Below are 18,098 nucleotides of genomic sequence, written 5' to 3' on the forward strand. Positions count from 1 at the left end.
TCCCGATGAGGGGATTCATTGAGCCTCTCCCGAGGCGCTGCCTGGTAAAACCGACGGCGCCGGAACAGTTGCCAGACACTTCGCGCTTACAGGCGGAACTCATGGCCCAGATACACTTCCTTGACCAATTCGTTGGCCAGGATGGTGGCGGAGTCACCTTCGGCGATCAATTGTCCATCATTGACGATGTAGGCGGTCTCGCAGATGTCCAGCGTCTCGCGCACGTTGTGGTCGGTGATCAGCACGCCGATCCCCTTGGCCTTGAGATGGTGGATGATCTGCTTGATGTCGCCCACCGAAATCGGGTCCACGCCGGCGAACGGTTCGTCGAGCAGGATGAATTTCGGTGCGGTGGCCAGGGCGCGGGCAATTTCCACCCGGCGCCGTTCGCCGCCGGACAGGCTCATGCCCAGGTTGTCGCGGATATGGCTGATGTGAAATTCCTGCAGCAGGCTTTCCAGCTCCTGGCGACGACCCGCCTTGTCGAGTTCCTTGCGGGTTTCGAGAATCGCCATGATGTTGTCGGCGACCGACAACTTGCGGAAGATCGACGCTTCTTGTGGCAGATAGCCGATGCCGGCCTTGGCCCGGCCGTGCATTGGCTGATGGCTGACGTCCAGGTCGTCGATCAGGACGCGGCCCTGATCGGCCTGGACCAGGCCGACGATCATGTAGAAACAGGTGGTCTTGCCCGCGCCGTTGGGGCCGAGCAGGCCGACGATCTGCCCGCTGTCGATGGACAGGCTGACATCTCGCACGACTTGACGGCCCTTGTAGCTCTTGGCCAGGTGCTGAGCTTTCAGAGTTGCCATTACTGGGGCCTTTGCTCGGTTTTCTTTTTCGGCTGGATGACCATGTCGATCCGTGGGCGCTGCTCGGTCACCTTGTTGCCGGTGGCGCGGCCGGCGCTGGCGAGTTTCTTGTTGGTGTCGTAGACGATTTTCTCGCCCTGGGTGACGTTGTTGTCCTTGTCGATGACCTTGGCCCGATCGATCAGCACGACGCGGTCCTGGGAGGCGTGATACTGGATGGTCACGCCGTAACCCTGCACGGGCTTGGTGTCGCCAGCCGTTTGCAATTGCTCGAAATAAGCCAGGTTGCCCACCGAAGTCACCACGTCGATATCGCCGGACTGAGTACGGGTAATGGTCACGGTGTTGCCGGTGACCTTCATCGAGCCCTGGGTGATGATCACGTCGCCCTTATAGGTGGCGATACCGTTCTTGTCGTCCAGTTGGGCGTCGTCGGCCTGGATGCGGATAGGCTGGTCACGGTCATTGGGAAGAGACCAGGCGCTCGCGCTTCCCAGTGCTGCGCCCAGACTGAGCAAAATAGGGAGGGTTTTAGCGAGCTTCATACTGTCCTCTTACGTTCGATAGCAGGTGTATCCTGCTTTCCTTCAGATACGCCTTCATTCCCGTGCCGGTCGATACACCGCCGGCGCCGTCGATTCTAACGGGTTGCTCGGTCTGCGCATATTGTTGCTGCGGGAACACGGTCATGCGAGTGCTGGTGATGATGGTCGTGCGGTTTTTCTCATCGGTTCGCGCAACGCGTACCGAGTCGATCAGTTCCACTTCGGTGCCGCCGGGATTCACTTCGGCGCGTTTGCTCTGCACGTGCCACGGAAACTCGGTGCCGCGGAACATGTTCAGGTCCGGATTGGCGACCAGGGTAATGTCGGTGGCCTTGACGTGATCGACCTTGTCGGACGTCATTTCGTACTGCACCTTGCCGTCAGGCAGGTATTGCAGTGTATGCGTGTTGGTCGCATACCAGTCGATATCGTTTTCCTCGACCTGGACGGCGGGGCGGTCGAGAAAACGTTCGGGGCTGATGTTCCAGTAGCCCACCGCCGCGAAAATCGCCGCGATGCACGCGAACAGCAGGATGGTGCGAATCTTCTTGCTCAGCATAAATGGCTCACAGGTACGCGGCGTTCGCCGCTTCGAGGCGGCCCTGGGCGCGCAGGATCAGTTCGCAGAATTCACGGGCCGCGCCTTCGCCGCCTCGCGCGGTGGTGACGCCGTGGGCGTGCTCGCGTACGAAGCCGGCCGCATTGGCCACCGCCATGCCCAGGCCAACCCGACGGATCACCGGCAGGTCCGGCAGGTCGTCACCCAGGTAGGCGACCTGTTCATAGGTTAGGTTGAGTTGGCCCAGAAGCTCGTCCAGGACCACCAGTTTATCCTCGCGACCCTGATAAAGGTGGGGAATGCCGAGGTTCTTCGCGCGTCGCTCGACCACCGGGGTCTTGCGGCCGCTGATGATAGCCGTCTGCACGCCAGCGGCCATCAGCATCTTGATGCCCTGGCCGTCCAGGGTATTGAACGTCTTGAACTCGCTGCCGTCCTCGAGGAAATACAGGCGTCCGTCGGTCAGCACGCCGTCCACGTCGAACACGGCCAGCTTGATGGTTTTACCGCGTAGCAGCAGGTCTGCGTTCATTTACATGACTCCCGCACGCAGCAAGTCGTGCATGTTCAGGGCGCCCACCGGGCGGTCTTCGGCATCGACCACCACCAGGGCGCTGATCTTGTGGTCTTCCATGATTTTCAGGGCTTCGGCGGCGAGCATTTCTGCGCGGGCAGTCTTGCCGTGGGGTGTCATGACCTGTTCGATGGTGGCGCTGTGCACATCGATGGTGCGGTCCAGGGTGCGACGCAGGTCGCCGTCGGTGAAGATCCCGGCGAGCTTGCCGTCGGCCTCGAGGATCACCGTCATGCCCAGGCCCTTGCGGGTCATCTCCATGAGTGCGTCCTTGAGCAGCGTGCCGCGTTGCACCTGGGGCAACTCTTCGCCGGCGTGCATCACGTTTTCGACCTTCAGCAGCAGGCGGCGGCCCAGTGCGCCACCGGGGTGGGAGAAGGCGAAATCTTCCGCGGTGAACCCCCTGGCTTCCAGCAGGGCCACGGCCAGGGCATCGCCCATGACCAGGGCGGCCGTGGTGGACGAGGTCGGTGCCAGGTTCAGCGGACAGGCTTCGTGCTCGACGTGGACATTGAGGTTGACTTCGGCGGCCTTGGCCAGCGGCGAGTCCGGGTTGCCGGTGAGGCTGATCAGCCGGATGCCCAGGCGCTTGATCAGCGGCAGCAGGGTAATGATTTCATTGGTGGAACCGGAATTGGACAGCGCCAGGATGATGTCGTCCCGGGTGATCATGCCCATGTCACCATGGCTGGCTTCGGCCGGGTGGACGAAGAATGCCGTGGTGCCCGTGCTGGCCAGGGTTGCGGCGATCTTGTTGCCGATGTGCCCGGACTTGCCCATGCCGACCACGACGACGCGGCCTTTGCTGGTCAGAATCATCTCGCAGGCGTGTACGAAATCAGCGTCGATGCGGGGCAGCAAGCCTTGCACGGCTTCGAGCTCTAGGCGGATGGTACGTTGTGCCGATTGAATCAGATCGCTGGATTGGCTCATGTCAGAAATCGTATAGCCCGATGAAAAGGCGGCGATTATAGCGGCAATGAACAATTCCCTCACGCTAGTTCGTCATGCTTCGTGCAAACACCCCGCCTGATTTGAAATAAAATGCATCCATTTAGCTTAAGCGAGGCTTAACCGGTCAGGGGTGGGCCTTGGGCGCGTGGCCGTTGCAGTGATATAGTTCGCCGCCGGTCCGGATGCCCGGCGGTACCGATGTTGATCGGCTGGCTGGGGCATTCGGATGTGAGGCTGCATCGCAAGGAGTTTAGATGAGTGCCGACAACGCCTACGCGGTCGAGCTGAAGGGGCTGTCCTTCAAGCGAGGGACGCGCAGCATTTTCAATGACATCGATATTCGCATCCCACGGGGCAAGGTGACCGGCATCATGGGCCCTTCCGGGTGTGGCAAGACCACGCTGCTGCGCCTGATGGGCGCACAGTTGCGTCCCAATGCCGGTGAAGTCTGGGTCAATGGCCAGAATCTTCCCAAGTTGTCGCGCAGCGACCTGTTCGATGCGCGCAAGCACATGGGCGTGCTGTTCCAGAGTGGCGCGCTGTTCACCGATCTTGACGTGTTCGAGAACGTGGCGTTTCCGCTGCGGGTCCATACCGACCTGCCGGAGGAGATGATCCGCGATATCGTGCTGCTCAAGCTGCAGGCGGTCGGGCTGCGTGGCGCCCTCGAACTGATGCCGGACGAGCTGTCCGGCGGCATGAAGCGCCGGGTCGCACTGGCGCGGGCGATTGCCCTCGATCCGAAAATCCTCATGTACGACGAGCCCTTCGTCGGACAGGACCCGATCGCCATGGGTGTATTGGTGCGCCTGATCCGCCTGCTCAACGATGCGCTGGGCATCACCAGCATCGTGGTGTCCCACGACCTGGCCGAAACCGCCAGCATCGCGGACTACATCTATGTGGTCGGCGATGGCCAGGTATTGGGGCAGGGTACACCCGAGGAATTGAATGCCTCGGACAACCCGCGCATTCGCCAATTCATGAAGGGGGATCCGGACGGTCCGGTGGCGTTCCATTTTCCGGCCACGGATTACCGTACCGATCTGTTGGGGAAGCGCTGATGCGCAAGAAATCATTAATAGAAAGAACTCGCCTGTTCGGCCGTTCCGGCATCGATGTGCTGGCGGTGCTGGGCCGTTCCACGCTGTTCCTGGCCCATGCCTTGCTCGGTCGCAACGCCTCCGGCGGCGGTTTTGGCCTGCTGGTCAAGCAACTGCATTCGGTGGGGGTGATGTCCCTGGTGATCATCGTGGTGTCCGGGATCTTCATCGGCATGGTGCTGGCGTTGCAGGGTTTCAATATCCTGTCCAGCTACGGCTCGGAGCAGGCGGTCGGGCAGATGGTCGCGCTCACGCTGTTGCGTGAACTCGGTCCGGTGGTGACCGCGCTGCTGTTCGCCGGCCGTGCCGGTTCGGCGCTGACGGCCGAAATCGGTAACATGAAGTCCACCGAGCAGCTGTCCAGCCTGGAAATGATCGGCGTCGACCCGCTCAAGTACATCATTGCCCCGCGCCTGTGGGCCGGCTTCATTTCCCTGCCGGTGCTGGCAATCATCTTCAGCGTCGTCGGGATCTGGGGCGGTTCGTGGGTAGCCGTCGACTGGCTGGGGGTCTATGAAGGCTCCTACTGGTCCAACATGCAGAACAGCGTCGACTTCATGGATGATGTGCTCAATGGCGTCATCAAAAGTGCCGCATTCGCGTTCGTGGTGACCTGGATCGCCGTGTTTCAAGGCTATGACTGCGAGCCCACGTCTGAGGGGATCAGCCGTGCCACAACCAAGACCGTGGTGTACGCCTCGCTGGCGGTCCTGGGCCTTGACTTTATTTTGACCGCCTTGATGTTTGGAGATTTCTGATGCAAAACCGCACCCTGGAAATCGGTGTCGGCCTTTTCCTGCTGGCCGGCATCCTGGCTTTGTTGCTGCTGGCCCTGCGAGTCAGCGGCCTGGCGCCGACCGCGAACACCGATACTTATAAACTTTATGCTTATTTTGACAATATCGCCGGTTTGACGGTCAGAGCCAAGGTGACCATGGCCGGTGTCACCATCGGCAAGGTCACGGCAATCGATCTGGATCGCGACAGTTTCACCGGACGGGTGACGCTGCAGCTGGAGAAGCGCGTGGATAACCTGCCGACTGATTCCACTGCATCTATCCTGACGGCGGGGCTGCTGGGTGAGAAATACATCGGTATCAGCGTAGGCGGGGAGGAAACCCTGCTCAAGGATGGTGGGACCATCCATGACACGCAGTCGTCGCTGGTACTCGAGGACCTGATCGGGAAATTTCTGCTCAATACCGTTAGCAAAGACGCCAAATGAGGAGCTTTTCGATGATCTCTATCTTGCGACGCAGCCTGTTGGTCCTGCTGGCAGCCCTGCCGCTGATGACCAATGCCCTGGCGGCGCCTTCCGCGCATGACATCATCCAGGACACCACGACCCGGCTGCTGGCGGACCTCGCCGCCAACAAAGAGAAATACAAACAGGACCCGGGCGCATTCTATGATGCGCTGAACGGCATTGTCGGTCCGGTGGTGGACGCCGATGGCATCTCCCGCAGCATCATGACGGTCAAGTACTCGCGCAAGGCCACTCCTGCGCAGATGACCCGCTTCCAGGAAAACTTCAAGCGCAGCCTGATGCAGTTCTACGGCAACGCCTTGCTCGAATACAACAACCAGGGCATCACCGTTGGGCCGGCCAAGGATGAAAGCGGTACCCGTACCAGTGTCGACATGCAGGTCAAGGGTAACAACGGTGCGATCTATCCGGTTTCCTACACGCTCGAACAGCTGAACGGCGAATGGAGGGTGCGCAACGTGATCATCAACGGCATCAACATCGGCAAGTTGTTCCGCGACCAGTTCGCCGATGCGATGCAGCGCAATGGCAATGACCTGGACAAGACCATCGATGGCTGGGCCGGCGAAGTCGCCAAGGCCAAGGAAGTGACCGAGCAAGCCAAAGAGAAGCAGGAACAATGATCGAGTCGGTGAGTGAGTCGGCCATTCGTCTGGGCGACGCCGGCGAGTTGTTGCTCAGTGGTGTACTGGACTACCGCACCGGTCCTGCCCTGCGCAAGCAGGGCCAGGCGCTGATCAAATCCGTCAGTGCGGCCGAGCTGGTCATTGACTGCTCGGCGGTGCAGAAATCCAGCAGTGTCGGCTTGTCGCTGTTGCTGTGCTTCATGCGGGACGCCAAGGCGGCCGGCAAAACGTGGAGCATCCGTGGGATGCCCGAAGACATGCGCGAAATAGCCCAGGTCAGCGAACTGACCGAGCTGTTGGCGCAATCCTGACCCACATCGCCGGAAAAGTCCCCCCGTCAGAGTCCTGCTTCGCGGGGTTCGCAGGCGCGGGGCTTTTTTGTATGATGTGCGACCCGCGCGCACAGGGCGCCGATTGAGGTTGAGCATGCAGGCTGTAGAAGTGAAGAGCTTCCTTGAAGGAAAGCTGCCTGGTACGAAGGTGGAAGTTGAAGGCGAAGGCTGTAACTTCCAGCTGAACGTGATCAGCGATGAACTGGTGGCGTTGAGCCCAGTGAAGCGTCAGCAGAGCATCTATGCCCATTTGAACCCATGGATTGCCGATGGCAGCATCCACGCGGTCACGATGAAATTTTTCAGCAGCGCGGCCTGGGCCGAGCGCACCTGAGCCCAAGGGCCTCGAGATTCTTATGGATAAACTGATTATTACCGGCGGCGTTCGTCTTGATGGCGAAATCCGTATTTCCGGGGCAAAGAACTCCGCCCTGCCAATCCTGGCCGCGACCCTGCTGTGCGATGGCCCGGTGACCGTGGCCAACCTGCCGCACCTGCATGACATCACCACGATGATCGAGCTGTTCGGCCGCATGGGCATCGAACCTGTCATCGACGAGAAGCTCAGCGTCGAGATCGATCCACGCACCATCAAGACCCTGGTCGCCCCGTACGAGCTGGTGAAAACCATGCGTGCGTCGATCCTGGTGCTGGGCCCCATGGTTGCCCGTTTCGGTGAAGCCGAAGTCGCGTTGCCTGGCGGTTGCGCCATTGGCTCGCGTCCGGTGGACCTGCACATCCGTGGCCTGGAAGCCATGGGCGCGGTCATCGACGTCGAAGGCGGCTACATCAAGGCCAAGGCCCCTGAAGGCGGCCTGCGTGGTGCGCATTTCTTCTTCGATACCGTCAGCGTGACCGGCACCGAGAACATCATGATGGCCGCTGCACTGGCCAAGGGCCGCAGCGTGCTGCAGAACGCTGCTCGCGAGCCTGAAGTGGTGGACCTGGCGAACTTCCTGATCGCCATGGGCGCCAAGATCAGTGGTGCGGGTACCGACACCATCACCATCGATGGCGTCGAGCGCCTGCATTCGGCCACCTACAAAGTGATGCCGGACCGGATCGAAACCGGTACCTACCTGGTTGCCGCTGCCGTCACCGGCGGTCGCGTCAAGGTCAAGGACACCGATCCGACCATCCTTGAAGCCGTCCTGGAGAAACTCAAGGAAGCCGGTGCCGAAGTCACCTGCGGCGAAGACTGGATCGAAGTGAACATGCACGGCAAGCGGCCCAAGGCCGTCAATGTGCGGACCGCGCCATACCCGGCGTTCCCGACGGACATGCAGGCACAGTTCATCTCCCTCAACGCCATTGCCGAAGGCACCGGCGCGGTGATCGAGACGATCTTCGAAAACCGTTTCATGCACGTCTACGAACTGCACCGCATGGGCGCCAAGATCCAGGTCGAAGGCAACACCGCCATCGTCACCGGCGCCGAGAAACTCAAGGGCGCGCCAGTGATGGCCACCGACCTGCGGGCCTCGGCCAGCCTGGTGATTTCGGCCCTGATCGCCGAAGGCGATACCCTGATCGATCGCATCTACCACATCGACCGTGGCTACGAGTGCATCGAAGAAAAACTGCAGATGCTCGGCGCCAAGATCCGCCGCGTACCAGGCTAGTTCCGGCTGCATGGGCACAAGGATGTGCCTGGATTTCGTTTCAAATCGAGGGTGGTCCACCCTCGATGTGTGTCCGGCGCCGCTTGCGACCGGGCATGTGTACCTTGATAAGGACTGACGTTCCCATGTTGACCATCGCACTGTCCAAGGGCCGCATCCTTGACGACACCCTGCCGCTTCTGGCTGAAGCGGGCATCGTGCCGACCGAGAATCCGGACAAGAGCCGCAAGCTGATCATCCCCACGACCCAGGCCGATGTGCGCCTGCTGATCGTGCGTGCCACCGATGTGCCGACTTATGTGGAGCATGGCGCCGCCGACCTCGGCGTTGCCGGTAAGGACGTGCTGATGGAGTACGGCGGCCAGGGCTTGTATGAGCCCCTGGACCTGCGGATCGCCCGGTGCAAGCTGATGACCGCCGGCAAGGTCGGTGCGCCGGAGCCCAAGGGACGCCTGCGTGTGGCGACCAAGTTCGTCAACATTGCCAAGCGTTACTATGCCGAGCAGGGTCGCCAGGTCGATATCATCAAGTTGTACGGTTCGATGGAGCTGGCGCCGCTGATCGGTCTGGCGGACAAGATCATCGACGTCGTCGACACCGGCAATACCCTGCGGGCCAATGGCCTGGAACCCCAGGATTTCATCGCGGACATCACCTCCCGGCTGATCGTCAACAAGGCGTCGATGAAAATGCAACACGCCCGCATCCAGGCTCTGATCGATACCCTGCGCAAGGCAGTGGAATCTCGACACCACGGCTGATACACCCGCGCGACCTCTGGTTGCGCCCGTCTATCCGCGTCATAGCCAATTTTCTCAGGTGCCCACGCGAATGGACTGGTAGCTTAGGGCGCCTGAGCATTTGCCATTAATGAGGCCCTCGCTATGACCGCTCCCACCTCGATTCGCCGACTCAACGCTGCCGATCCGGATTTCGCGCATCATCTGGATCATCTGCTGAGCTGGGAAAGTGTGTCTGACGACTCGGTCAATCAGCGGGTGCTGGACATTATCAAGGCCGTGCGCGAGCGTGGCGATGCTGCCCTGGTGGAATTCACCCAGAAGTTCGATGGCCTGCAAGCGGCGTCCATGGCCGACCTGATCCTGCCACGCGAGCGCCTGGAGCTGGCCCTGACCCGGATCACCGTGCCCCAGCGCGAAGCCCTGGAAAAAGCCGCCTCCCGGGTGCGCAGCTATCACGAAAAACAGAAACAGGACTCCTGGAGCTACACCGAAGCCGACGGCACGGTGCTGGGCCAGAAGGTAACGCCGCTGGACCGCGCCGGCCTGTACGTGCCGGGCGGCAAGGCGTCCTATCCCTCCTCGGTGCTGATGAATGCCATCCCGGCCAAGGTTGCTGGCGTGACCGAAGTGGTCATGGTCGTGCCAACCCCCCGGGGTGAAATCAACGAACTGGTGCTGGCCGCTGCCTGCATCGCTGGGGTGGACCGGGTGTTCACCATCGGCGGTGCCCAGGCCGTGGCTGCATTGGCCTATGGCACCGAAAGCGTGCCGAGGGTCGACAAGGTGGTCGGGCCGGGCAACATCTATGTCGCCACCGCCAAGCGCCACGTGTTCGGCCAGGTCGGTATCGACATGATCGCCGGCCCTTCGGAGATCCTCGTGGTATGCGACGGCCAGACCGATCCGGACTGGATTGCCATGGACCTGTTTTCCCAGGCCGAGCACGACGAAGACGCTCAGGCGATCCTGGTCAGCCCGGATGCCGACTTCCTCGACAAGGTCGCGGCCAGTATCGACAAGCTGTTGCCGACCATGGACCGTGCCGAAATCATCAACACCTCGATCAATGGCCGTGGGGCACTGATCAAGGTCGATGACATGGAACAGGCGATTGAGGTCGCGAACCGCATCGCGCCGGAACACCTGGAGTTGTCGGTCGCCGATCCGCAGGCCTGGTTGCCGCAGATCCGTCATGCCGGTGCGATCTTCATGGGCCGACACACCAGCGAGGCCCTGGGTGACTACTGTGCAGGACCCAACCACGTGTTGCCGACTTCCGGCACCGCGCGTTTCTCGTCGCCGCTGGGGGTGTATGACTTCCAGAAACGTTCGTCGATCATCTTCTGCTCCGAGCAGGGTGCATCCGAACTGGGCAAGACGGCTTCGGTGCTGGCTCGTGGCGAGTCGCTGAGCGCCCATGCGCGCAGCGCCGAGTATCGAATTCTTGATGAGTCCTCCATTGACGGGCAGGGAAATTGAAATGAGTAAATTCTGGAGCCCGTTCGTCAAGAACCTGGTGCCCTATGTGCCGGGCGAACAACCGAAGCTGACCCGCCTGGTCAAGCTCAACACCAACGAGAACCCCTACGGCCCATCGCCCAAGGCTCTTGCTGCGATGCAGACCGAGCTCAATGACAATCTGCGTCTGTACCCGGACCCCAACAGCGATCTGCTCAAGAGCGCCGTGGCCCGCTACTACGGCGTGCAGGCCAACCAGGTGTTCCTCGGTAACGGTTCGGATGAAGTGCTGGCGCACATTTTTCACGGCCTGTTGCAACACGACCAGCCGATCCTGTTCCCGGATATCAGCTACAGCTTCTATCCGGTGTATTGCGGGCTGTATGGCATCCAGTTCGACGCGGTACCGCTGGACGAGCAGTTCAGGATCGATCCGGCGGACTATGCCAAGCCGAACGGCGGGATCATTTTCCCCAACCCGAACGCCCCGACCGGCTGCCTGCTGGCGCTGGACGCGGTGGAGCAGATGCTCAAGGCCAGCCCGGATTCGGTGGTGGTGGTCGATGAAGCCTATATCGACTTCGGTGGCGAGACGGCCATCAGCCTGGTGGACCGCTATCCTAATCTGCTGGTCACCCAGACCTTGTCCAAGTCCCGCTCGCTGGCGGGGTTGCGAGTGGGCTTGGCGGTGGGCCATCCGGACCTGATCGAAGCACTGGAGCGGATCAAGAACAGCTTCAACTCCTACCCCCTGGATCGCCTGGCAAACGTGGGCGGCGCGGCGGCGTTCGACGACCGCGAGTATTTCCAGAAAACCTGCCGGTTGGTCATCGAGCACCGCGAGTGGGTGGTGGCGCAACTGGAGGCCAAGGGTTTTGAAGTGTTGCCTTCGGCGGCCAACTTCATCTTCGCCCGTCACCCCCGGCATGATGCGGCGGGGTTGGCGGCGAAGCTGCGAGAACAGGGCGTGATCGTGCGGCACTTCAAACAGGAGCGGATTGCCCAGTTCCTGCGGATCAGCATTGGCACACCGGAGCAGAACCAGGCGCTGATCGACGCCCTGGGCGAACTCTAAAGCTCTGCGCTGAACTGTAGGAAATCCTCTGTGGGAGCAAGGCTTGCCCGCGATGGCGGTGGGTCAATGACTCAAATGTCGACTGATTCGGCGCTATCGCGAGCAAGCTCGCTCCCACAGGTGTGTTCTGTGTATTCAGATGCTTTATTCGTGATGCGGCTCGCCAAGGAACGTCAGCGAAGTAAACACACCACGGGTGGCCACGTCCTTGTCATCCTTGAGCGGTATTTCCATTTGCGCGGCGATGACGTTCAAGCCTTCATTGCGCACCAACACCTGGGCCCGACCGTCGGCATCGGTTTCAGTGGAGACGGTGTTCGGCGCGCTGCGGTAATCGCCCACCAGTTTTACCCCGGCCGCGGGCTTGCCATCCAGCAGGACCCGTACCGGCAATGATTGGCCGGGACCTACGGTCAGCGGGTCGACGTCCGGCAGGATCACGAACTTGATCGGCTCAAGCTTTGGCAGCTTCGCTCCGGGCTCATAGATCGCCAGACTGTATTTGAAGGTGTGGGTCGACTCGATCGCGCCGGGTACTTTGCTGCGGCCTTCGTTGATCCACTTCTTGTCGGCGGTCTGGGACCACATGCCGTTGTCCAGCGCCACCGCGAGCACGGCCGGTGGCTTGAGCGGTTGCAGGCGCGCGTGATCGGGCAGGCGTTGCACGGTGACGGGGATCATTTTGCCGCCCAGGTCATAGGCCCAGGCCCCGCTGATTTTCTGTGCCTTGAACGCGTTGTCCTCGGCGCCGTGGCCGTAGATCACCTCAATGTTGCCGCGCCGTTGTTCGGTCCACAAACCGTGGGCCGAGGCTTGTGTCGCCAGGAACAGACCGAGAAGGGCGAGTGTCTTGGAGGATTTCATGCCGATTTTCCTTTTTTATAGATCGAGGGTGAGGCTGACGGTGAAATTGCGCGGCTCGCCGGGATTGACCCAGTAGTTGCTGTAGGAGCGTTCGTAGTATTTTTCATCGAAGACGTTGTTCAGGTTCAGGCCCACGGTGACGTTCTCACTGGCCTTGTAATGAGCCAGCAGATCCACGGTGTGGTAAGCCGGCAGCTCGAAGTCCTTGCCGGCTTCGCCCGAACGGTCCCCTACGTAAGTGAACGCCGCGCCGACATCCGAGCCGCGCAGGTGCCCGTCCTGGAATTCATAGACACCCAGCAGGCTGCCGCTACGCTTGGCAACGCCCAGGATCCGGCTGCCGGTGGGGATCTCTTTGTCACCTTCGGTCACTTCTGCATCGATGTAGGCAAAGGCCCCGATCACGCGGATGGCGTCGGACAACTGACCGCTGACCTGCAGATCGATCCCCTGGCTGCGGGCCTTGCCCATGGCGCGGTTGGTGTTGGTGTCAGGGTCCAGCGCCAGGACGTTTTCCTTCTCTATATGGAACGCCGCCAGGGTGGTGCTCAGGCGATGGTCGAACAGCTCGCTCTTGATCCCGGCTTCATAGCCGACGCCTTCCTCCGGGTCGAAGGTCTTGCCGCCAGCGTCCAGGCCGTTGTTGGGCTTGAACGAGGTGGAGCCGTTGGCGAACAGTCCGACTTCAGGCGTCAGTTGGTACAGCAGGCCAGCCCGTTGCGTCAGGGCATCGTGGCGTTGGCGGTTGATGAGCTGGGTAATGTGATCATCGATGCGCTGCTCGAAATGCTCGTAGCGCACACCGAGCATGCCCCGCAGCTTTTCGGTGAAGACGATCTGGTCCTGAAGATTCAATGCACGGCTTTGGACATGCTCGAAGAAATCCGTGCCGGTGCGCAGCCCGTCGGGTTTGGGTTGGCCGTAGATGGGCTGATAGATGTCGATGGGATAGGCGCCGCCGTTGAGGGTGGTGACGCGTTCGTTCTTGCGATAGTCCTCGTATTCACTGCCGATCAGCAGTTCGTGCTGCCATGGTCCCCAGTCGAACAGGCCGCGCAGTTCCAGTTGAGTGATGCTGTCATGCCAATCGTTGTCGCGTTCGCGGTAACGGCGGTTGACGGTATGGCCGTCGGTATTCAGCGGACGCGCTTCGGAGGCGAAGCCCCAGAGTTCGCCTTGCTTGTAATGACTGGCCAGGCGCAGTTGCCAGGTATCGTTGAGCTGATGCTCAAGGGCGACCTGGAGCATGTTGTTGTGGTTGTCGATGTCACCGTCGTTGGGTTCGCCCAGGAAGGTCGAGCGGGACATGCCGCTCCAGCGATTGTTTGGCGCGACGATGCCCCGATCGAATGTCGAGCTGTGTCGCACGATTTCACTCTCCACCAGCAGGCGTGTGTCGGGACTCAGTTGCCAGCTGATGGAAGGCGCCACGAATACCCGCTGGCTGTCGACGTGATCGCGAAAGCTGTGATTGTCTTCCACCGCCAGGTTTACCCTCGACAGCAGGGTGCCTTCGGCGTCCAGTGGTGTATTGACGTCCAGCGCGGTGCGGTAGCGATCCCAGCTGCCGGCACTGGTTTGCAGGGTGGTGAAAGCTTCGGGCTGGGGTTTCTTGGTGACGATGTTGACCGTGCCCCCTGGATCGCCGCGTCCATAGAGGCTGGCCGCTGGCCCCTTCAATACTTCGATGCGTTCGATGTTGGCGGTGTCCGGCGTGCTTGGGTAGCCGCGGTTCGCGCTGAAGCCGTCTTTGTAGAACTCCGACGTCGTGAAGCCGCGCACGCTGTATTCGTAGAGCGTCAGGCCGCCGAAATTGTTCTGCTTCGATACGCCGCCGGCAAACTCCAGCGCTCGTTCGACGCGGGTGCTGCCCAGATCCTTGAGGACATCAGCCGGGATTACGCTGATCGCCTGAGGGATGTCTCGCAGGGCCGTGTCGGTTTTGGTCGCGCTGGCGGAGCGGGAAGCGCGATAGCCCTTCACCGGCCCGGTGGGGGATTCGTAGTCGGCCGTAACGCTGGTGGCCTCCAGTTCCAGGGGCTGGGTTTCCTCGGCAAAGGCCGGGTCGCCCAGCAGACCCAAGGCCAGGCTGGCGAGGGAAATCCGTTTTAGAGATGACATGTTATGTTGTTCCAATTGTCTTAATTGAAACAATATAACACTACTAATGAGAATTTATGCTATCTGTGATTTCTCATTAAATTTTCAGACAGTCAGGCTCTTGTGGCGAGGGGATTTATCCCCGCTGGGCTGCGGAGCAGCCCCAACCCAGAGCACTCAATCTGTCTGACACGCCGAGTCAGCAGCTTTTAGGGCTGCTCCGCAGCCCAGCGGGGATAAATCCCCTCGCCACAGGGGGGGTGAGCCGGTTACTGCTCTTCCTTGACCGCTACAGGCGCGGGCGGTGGGCGCAGGCCGATTTCGGCGGTGAGCTTGAGCTCCTTGCCGTTGCGCATCACCTGGATGGTGACTTTGTCGGTGGGTTTGATACGCGCGACCTGGTTCATCGAGCGACGGCCATCGCCGGCCGGTTCGCCGTCGATGCTCAGGATCACATCACCCAACTGCAGGCCGGCCTTCTGGGCCGGGCCATCGCGGAAAATCCCCGCCACCACGATGCCAGGCCGTCCGGACAAACCGAAGGACTCTGCCAGCTCCTGGGTCAGTGGCTGCACTTCGATGCCCAGCCAGCCACGAATCACCTGGCCATGTTCGATGATGGACTTCATCACTTCCATCGCCAGTTTCACCGGGATGGCGAAACCGATGCCCTGGCTGCCGCCGGACTTGGAGAAGATCGCCGTGTTGATCCCGGTGAGGTTGCCATTGGCATCCACCAGTGCGCCGCCGGAGTTGCCGGGGTTGATCGCGGCATCGGTCTGGATGAAGTCTTCGTAGTTGTTCAAACCCAACTGGTTTCGCCCGGTGGCACTGATGATGCCCATGGTCACGGTCTGGCCGACGCCGAAGGGGTTGCCGATGGCGAGGGCGACGTCACCGATGCGGATGCTGTCGGAGCGGCCGATGGTAATCGCCGGCAGATTCTTGAGGTCGATCTTCAGTACCGCGAGGTCGGTTTCCGGGTCGCTGCCGATCACCCGGGCCAGGGTTTCGCGGCCATCCTTCAGGGCTACCACGATCTGGTCGGCACCGCTGGTGACGTGGTTGTTGGTCAGCAGGTAGCCTTCCGGGCTCATGATCACGCCCGACCCCAGGCTCGACTCCATGCGTTTCTGCTTGGGCGAGTTGTCGCCGAAGAAGCGCCGGAATTGCGGGTCCTCGAACAAGGGATGACTGGGTTTGTTGATGACTTTGGTGGTGTACAGGTTGACCACGGCCGGTGCGGCGATGGTCACGGCATCGGCGTAGGAGACGGGCCCTTGCAACAGTGCCTTGCTCTGCGGCGCCTGCTGCAGATTGACATCGAGGCTCGGCAGGCCAACCCATTCGGGGTAACGCTGGATAATCAGTAGTGCGACGAGCACGCCGACCAACAGCGGCCAGCCGGAAAAACGCAGCGCCTTGAGCATCTATCACGTCCTACAAGAGTTGCAGGCGGAATGAGACCGCCCATAATGTCGCGCATTATACGAGGCCGCGCGCGCCTCGGAACGGGATATTTAGGAGTCTTTTCATGGCCGTAGCCCTGAGCACCCTGGTTGAAGAAGCGGACCGTTACCTGGCAAGCAGCCGGATTGCCGATTACTGCCCCAACGGACTGCAGGTCGAAGGTGCACCCCAGGTGATGCGCATCGTCAGCGGCGTGACCGCCAGCCAGGCGTTGCTCGACGCCGCCGTGGAGGCCGATGCCGACCTGGTGCTGGTGCACCACGGTTACTTCTGGAAGGGCGAGAGCCCTTGCATCACCGGCATGAAGCAGCGTCGCCTGAAAACCCTGCTCAAGCACGATATCAGCCTGCTGGCTTACCATCTGCCGCTGGACCTGCACCCTGAGGTCGGCAATAACGTGCAACTGGCCCGCCAGTTGGACATCACCGTCGAAGGACCGCTGGACCCGGAAAACCCCAAGATCGTCGGCCTGGTCGGCTCCTTGTCCGAACCGATGACGCCTCGGGACTTCGCCCGCAAGGTCCAGGAAGTCATGGGCCGTGAGCCGTTGCTGATCGAAGGCGAGCAGATGATCCGCCGGGTCGGCTGGTGCACCGGGGGGGGCCAGGGTTATATCGACCAGGCGGTGGCGGCCGGGGTCGACTTGTACCTCAGCGGCGAAGCATCGGAACAGACCTACCACAGCGCCCGGGAAAACGGCATCAGCTTCATTGCCGCCGGCCATCATGCGACCGAACGCTATGGTGTACAGGCGCTGGGCGATTATCTGGCGCGACGCTTTGCCCTGGAGCACATCTTCATCGATTGCCCGAATCCGATCTGATGCAATTGGATCCCTGTGGGAGCGAGCCTGCTCGCGATGCGATCCGTCAGCCAGCCGAGTGTCGACTGATCCACCGCTATCGCGAGCAGGCTCGCTCCCACAGAGGGCATTGTGAAGCCCGAACCACCAGGCATATCCATATGCTGTTTCGATCTAGTTGGCGCCCTGATTAGAAGAGGTCGCTGTGCTAGGATTCTTCGCTCGAACACGGCCCGCTGGCCGTTCATAAGAAAGTTTTCGTGAGTAGCCATGGTCGACAAACTGACGCATCTGAAACAGCTGGAGGCGGAAAGCATCCACATCATCCGCGAGGTGGCCGCCGAGTTCGACAACCCGGTGATGCTGTACTCCATCGGTAAAGACTCCGCCGTGATGCTGCACCTGGCACGCAAGGCGTTCTTCCCCGGCAAGCTGCCGTTTCCGGTGATGCATGTCGACACGCGCTGGAAATTCCAGGAAATGTACAAGTTCCGCGATCGCATGGTCGAGGAAATGGGCTTGGACCTGATCACTCACGTGAACCCGGATGGCGTAGCGCAGGGCATCAACCCCTTCACCCACGGCAGTGCCAAGCACACCGACATCATGAAGACCGAAGGCCTGAAGCAGGCCCTGGACAAGCATGGTTTCGACGCAGCGTTCGGCGGTGCCCGCCGCGATGAAGAGAAGTCCCGTGCCAAGGAACGCGTCTACTCGTTCCGCGACAGCAAGCACCGCTGGGACCCGAAGAACCAGCGCCCGGAGCTGTGGAACGTCTACAACGGCAAGGTCAACAAGGGCGAGTCGATCCGGGTCTTCCCGTTGTCGAACTGGACCGAGCTGGACATCTGGCAGTACATCTACCTCGAAGGCATTCCAATCGTGCCGTTGTACTTCGCCGCCGAGCGCGAAGTGATCGAGAAGAACGGCACGCTGATCATGATCGACGACGAGCGCATCCTCGAGCACCTGTCTGAGGAAGAGAAGGCCCGCATCGTCAAGAAGAAAGTGCGTTTCCGTACCCTTGGCTGCTACCCGTTGACGGGCGCGGTGGAGTCCGAGGCCGAGAGCCTGACGGACATCATTCAGGAAATGCTCCTGACGCGAACTTCCGAGCGCCAGGGCCGGGTCATCGACCACGATGGCGCAGGCTCGATGGAAGATAAAAAACGTCAAGGTTATTTCTAAGGGG

20 protein-coding genes are annotated in these 18,098 nt (G+C 60.9%); 12 read left to right on the forward strand and 8 right to left on the reverse strand.

All coding sequences use genetic code 11. From position 1 onward, the window contains the following. Positions 1-86: 86 nt before the first annotated feature. Genes lptB through ACODTO_RS02920 form a run of 5 tightly spaced genes read right to left on the reverse strand, consistent with a single transcriptional unit; the run spans position 87 to position 3,423 of the window. Positions 87-812, reverse strand: coding sequence for an LPS export ABC transporter ATP-binding protein (gene lptB / locus ACODTO_RS02900; protein ID WP_041020870.1), 726 nt, complete (start codon positions 810-812; stop codon positions 87-89). After that, a complete protein-coding gene (lptA, locus tag ACODTO_RS02905; RefSeq protein WP_041020869.1) occupies positions 812-1,357 on the reverse strand; it encodes a lipopolysaccharide transport periplasmic protein LptA in 546 nt (181 codons plus the stop codon). The genes lptB and lptA overlap by 1 nt, the downstream gene beginning before the upstream one ends. Then, a complete protein-coding gene (lptC, locus tag ACODTO_RS02910) occupies positions 1,344-1,916 on the reverse strand; it encodes an LPS export ABC transporter periplasmic protein LptC (protein ID WP_139645778.1) in 573 nt (190 codons plus the stop codon). Before lptC ends, lptA begins: the two co-directional genes overlap by 14 nt. A gap of 7 nt (positions 1,917-1,923) precedes the next feature. Beyond that, positions 1,924-2,448, reverse strand: coding sequence for a KdsC family phosphatase (locus ACODTO_RS02915; RefSeq protein ID WP_175385519.1), 525 nt, complete (start codon positions 2,446-2,448; stop codon positions 1,924-1,926). After that, complete coding sequence (locus tag ACODTO_RS02920) at positions 2,449-3,423, reverse strand: KpsF/GutQ family sugar-phosphate isomerase (RefSeq protein ID WP_139645782.1); 975 nt, start codon at positions 3,421-3,423, stop codon at positions 2,449-2,451. A 275-nt stretch (positions 3,424-3,698) separates the two neighbouring features. Between ACODTO_RS02920 and ACODTO_RS02925 the strand changes: the two genes are divergently transcribed. The 10 genes from ACODTO_RS02925 to hisC all read left to right on the forward strand — a co-directional run bounded on the left by ACODTO_RS02925 (position 3,699) and on the right by hisC (position 11,670). Then, entirely contained in the window at positions 3,699-4,508 is an 810-nt protein-coding gene (locus tag ACODTO_RS02925; protein WP_489105941.1) for an ATP-binding cassette domain-containing protein, read from the forward strand. Then, a complete protein-coding gene (mlaE, locus tag ACODTO_RS02930) occupies positions 4,508-5,305 on the forward strand; it encodes a lipid asymmetry maintenance ABC transporter permease subunit MlaE (RefSeq protein WP_489105942.1) in 798 nt (265 codons plus the stop codon). Before ACODTO_RS02925 ends, mlaE begins: the two co-directional genes overlap by 1 nt. Further along, entirely contained in the window at positions 5,305-5,772 is a 468-nt protein-coding gene (gene mlaD / locus ACODTO_RS02935) for an outer membrane lipid asymmetry maintenance protein MlaD (protein ID WP_041020863.1), read from the forward strand. Before mlaE ends, mlaD begins: the two co-directional genes overlap by 1 nt. 11 nt (positions 5,773-5,783) lie before the next feature. Beyond that, a complete protein-coding gene (locus ACODTO_RS02940; RefSeq protein ID WP_139645788.1) occupies positions 5,784-6,437 on the forward strand; it encodes an MlaC/ttg2D family ABC transporter substrate-binding protein in 654 nt (217 codons plus the stop codon). Positions 6,438-6,445: 8 nt separating this feature from the next. Next, positions 6,446-6,751: an STAS domain-containing protein gene (locus ACODTO_RS02945; protein ID WP_139646128.1), complete on the forward strand. Its 306-nt coding sequence runs from the start codon at positions 6,446-6,448 to the stop codon at positions 6,749-6,751. A gap of 115 nt (positions 6,752-6,866) precedes the next feature. After that, a complete protein-coding gene (locus tag ACODTO_RS02950; protein WP_041020861.1) occupies positions 6,867-7,106 on the forward strand; it encodes a BolA family protein in 240 nt (79 codons plus the stop codon). A 22-nt stretch (positions 7,107-7,128) separates the two neighbouring features. Further along, complete coding sequence (gene murA / locus ACODTO_RS02955) at positions 7,129-8,394, forward strand: UDP-N-acetylglucosamine 1-carboxyvinyltransferase (RefSeq protein WP_139645790.1); 1,266 nt, start codon at positions 7,129-7,131, stop codon at positions 8,392-8,394. A gap of 125 nt (positions 8,395-8,519) precedes the next feature. Then, a complete protein-coding gene (gene hisG / locus ACODTO_RS02960) occupies positions 8,520-9,155 on the forward strand; it encodes an ATP phosphoribosyltransferase (RefSeq protein ID WP_041020859.1) in 636 nt (211 codons plus the stop codon). 123 nt (positions 9,156-9,278) lie between these two features. Next, complete coding sequence (gene hisD / locus ACODTO_RS02965) at positions 9,279-10,616, forward strand: histidinol dehydrogenase (RefSeq protein WP_139645792.1); 1,338 nt, start codon at positions 9,279-9,281, stop codon at positions 10,614-10,616. A 1-nt stretch (position 10,617) separates the two neighbouring features. Then, positions 10,618-11,670 carry a histidinol-phosphate transaminase gene (gene hisC, locus ACODTO_RS02970; RefSeq protein WP_175361741.1) on the forward strand — a complete coding sequence of 351 codons (1,053 nt, stop codon included), beginning with the start codon at positions 10,618-10,620 and terminating at the stop codon, positions 11,668-11,670. Between the two features lie 144 nt (positions 11,671-11,814). Here the strand turns inward: hisC and ACODTO_RS02975 are convergent, their stop codons facing one another. The 3 genes from ACODTO_RS02975 to algW all read right to left on the reverse strand — a co-directional run bounded on the left by ACODTO_RS02975 (position 11,815) and on the right by algW (position 16,064). Continuing rightward, positions 11,815-12,534, reverse strand: coding sequence for a DUF4198 domain-containing protein (locus ACODTO_RS02975; RefSeq protein WP_139645795.1), 720 nt, complete (start codon positions 12,532-12,534; stop codon positions 11,815-11,817). A 15-nt stretch (positions 12,535-12,549) separates the two neighbouring features. After that, a complete protein-coding gene (locus ACODTO_RS02980; RefSeq protein ID WP_489105943.1) occupies positions 12,550-14,655 on the reverse strand; it encodes a TonB-dependent siderophore receptor in 2,106 nt (701 codons plus the stop codon). 248 nt (positions 14,656-14,903) lie between these two features. Continuing rightward, positions 14,904-16,064 (reverse strand): Do family serine endopeptidase AlgW, encoded by a 1,161-nt coding sequence (gene algW, locus ACODTO_RS02985; RefSeq protein WP_139645799.1) that lies wholly within the window; start codon positions 16,062-16,064, stop codon positions 14,904-14,906. Positions 16,065-16,168: 104 nt separating this feature from the next. Between algW and ACODTO_RS02990 the strand changes: the two genes are divergently transcribed. Beyond that, on the forward strand, positions 16,169-16,927 hold the full coding sequence (locus ACODTO_RS02990) for a Nif3-like dinuclear metal center hexameric protein (RefSeq protein ID WP_139645801.1): 759 nt from the start codon (positions 16,169-16,171) through the stop codon (positions 16,925-16,927). A gap of 249 nt (positions 16,928-17,176) precedes the next feature. Continuing rightward, a complete protein-coding gene (gene cysD, locus ACODTO_RS02995) occupies positions 17,177-18,094 on the forward strand; it encodes a sulfate adenylyltransferase subunit CysD (RefSeq protein ID WP_024777503.1) in 918 nt (305 codons plus the stop codon). Positions 18,095-18,098: the final 4 nt, after the last annotated feature.

The organism is Pseudomonas sp. FG13 (genome assembly GCF_057809755.1).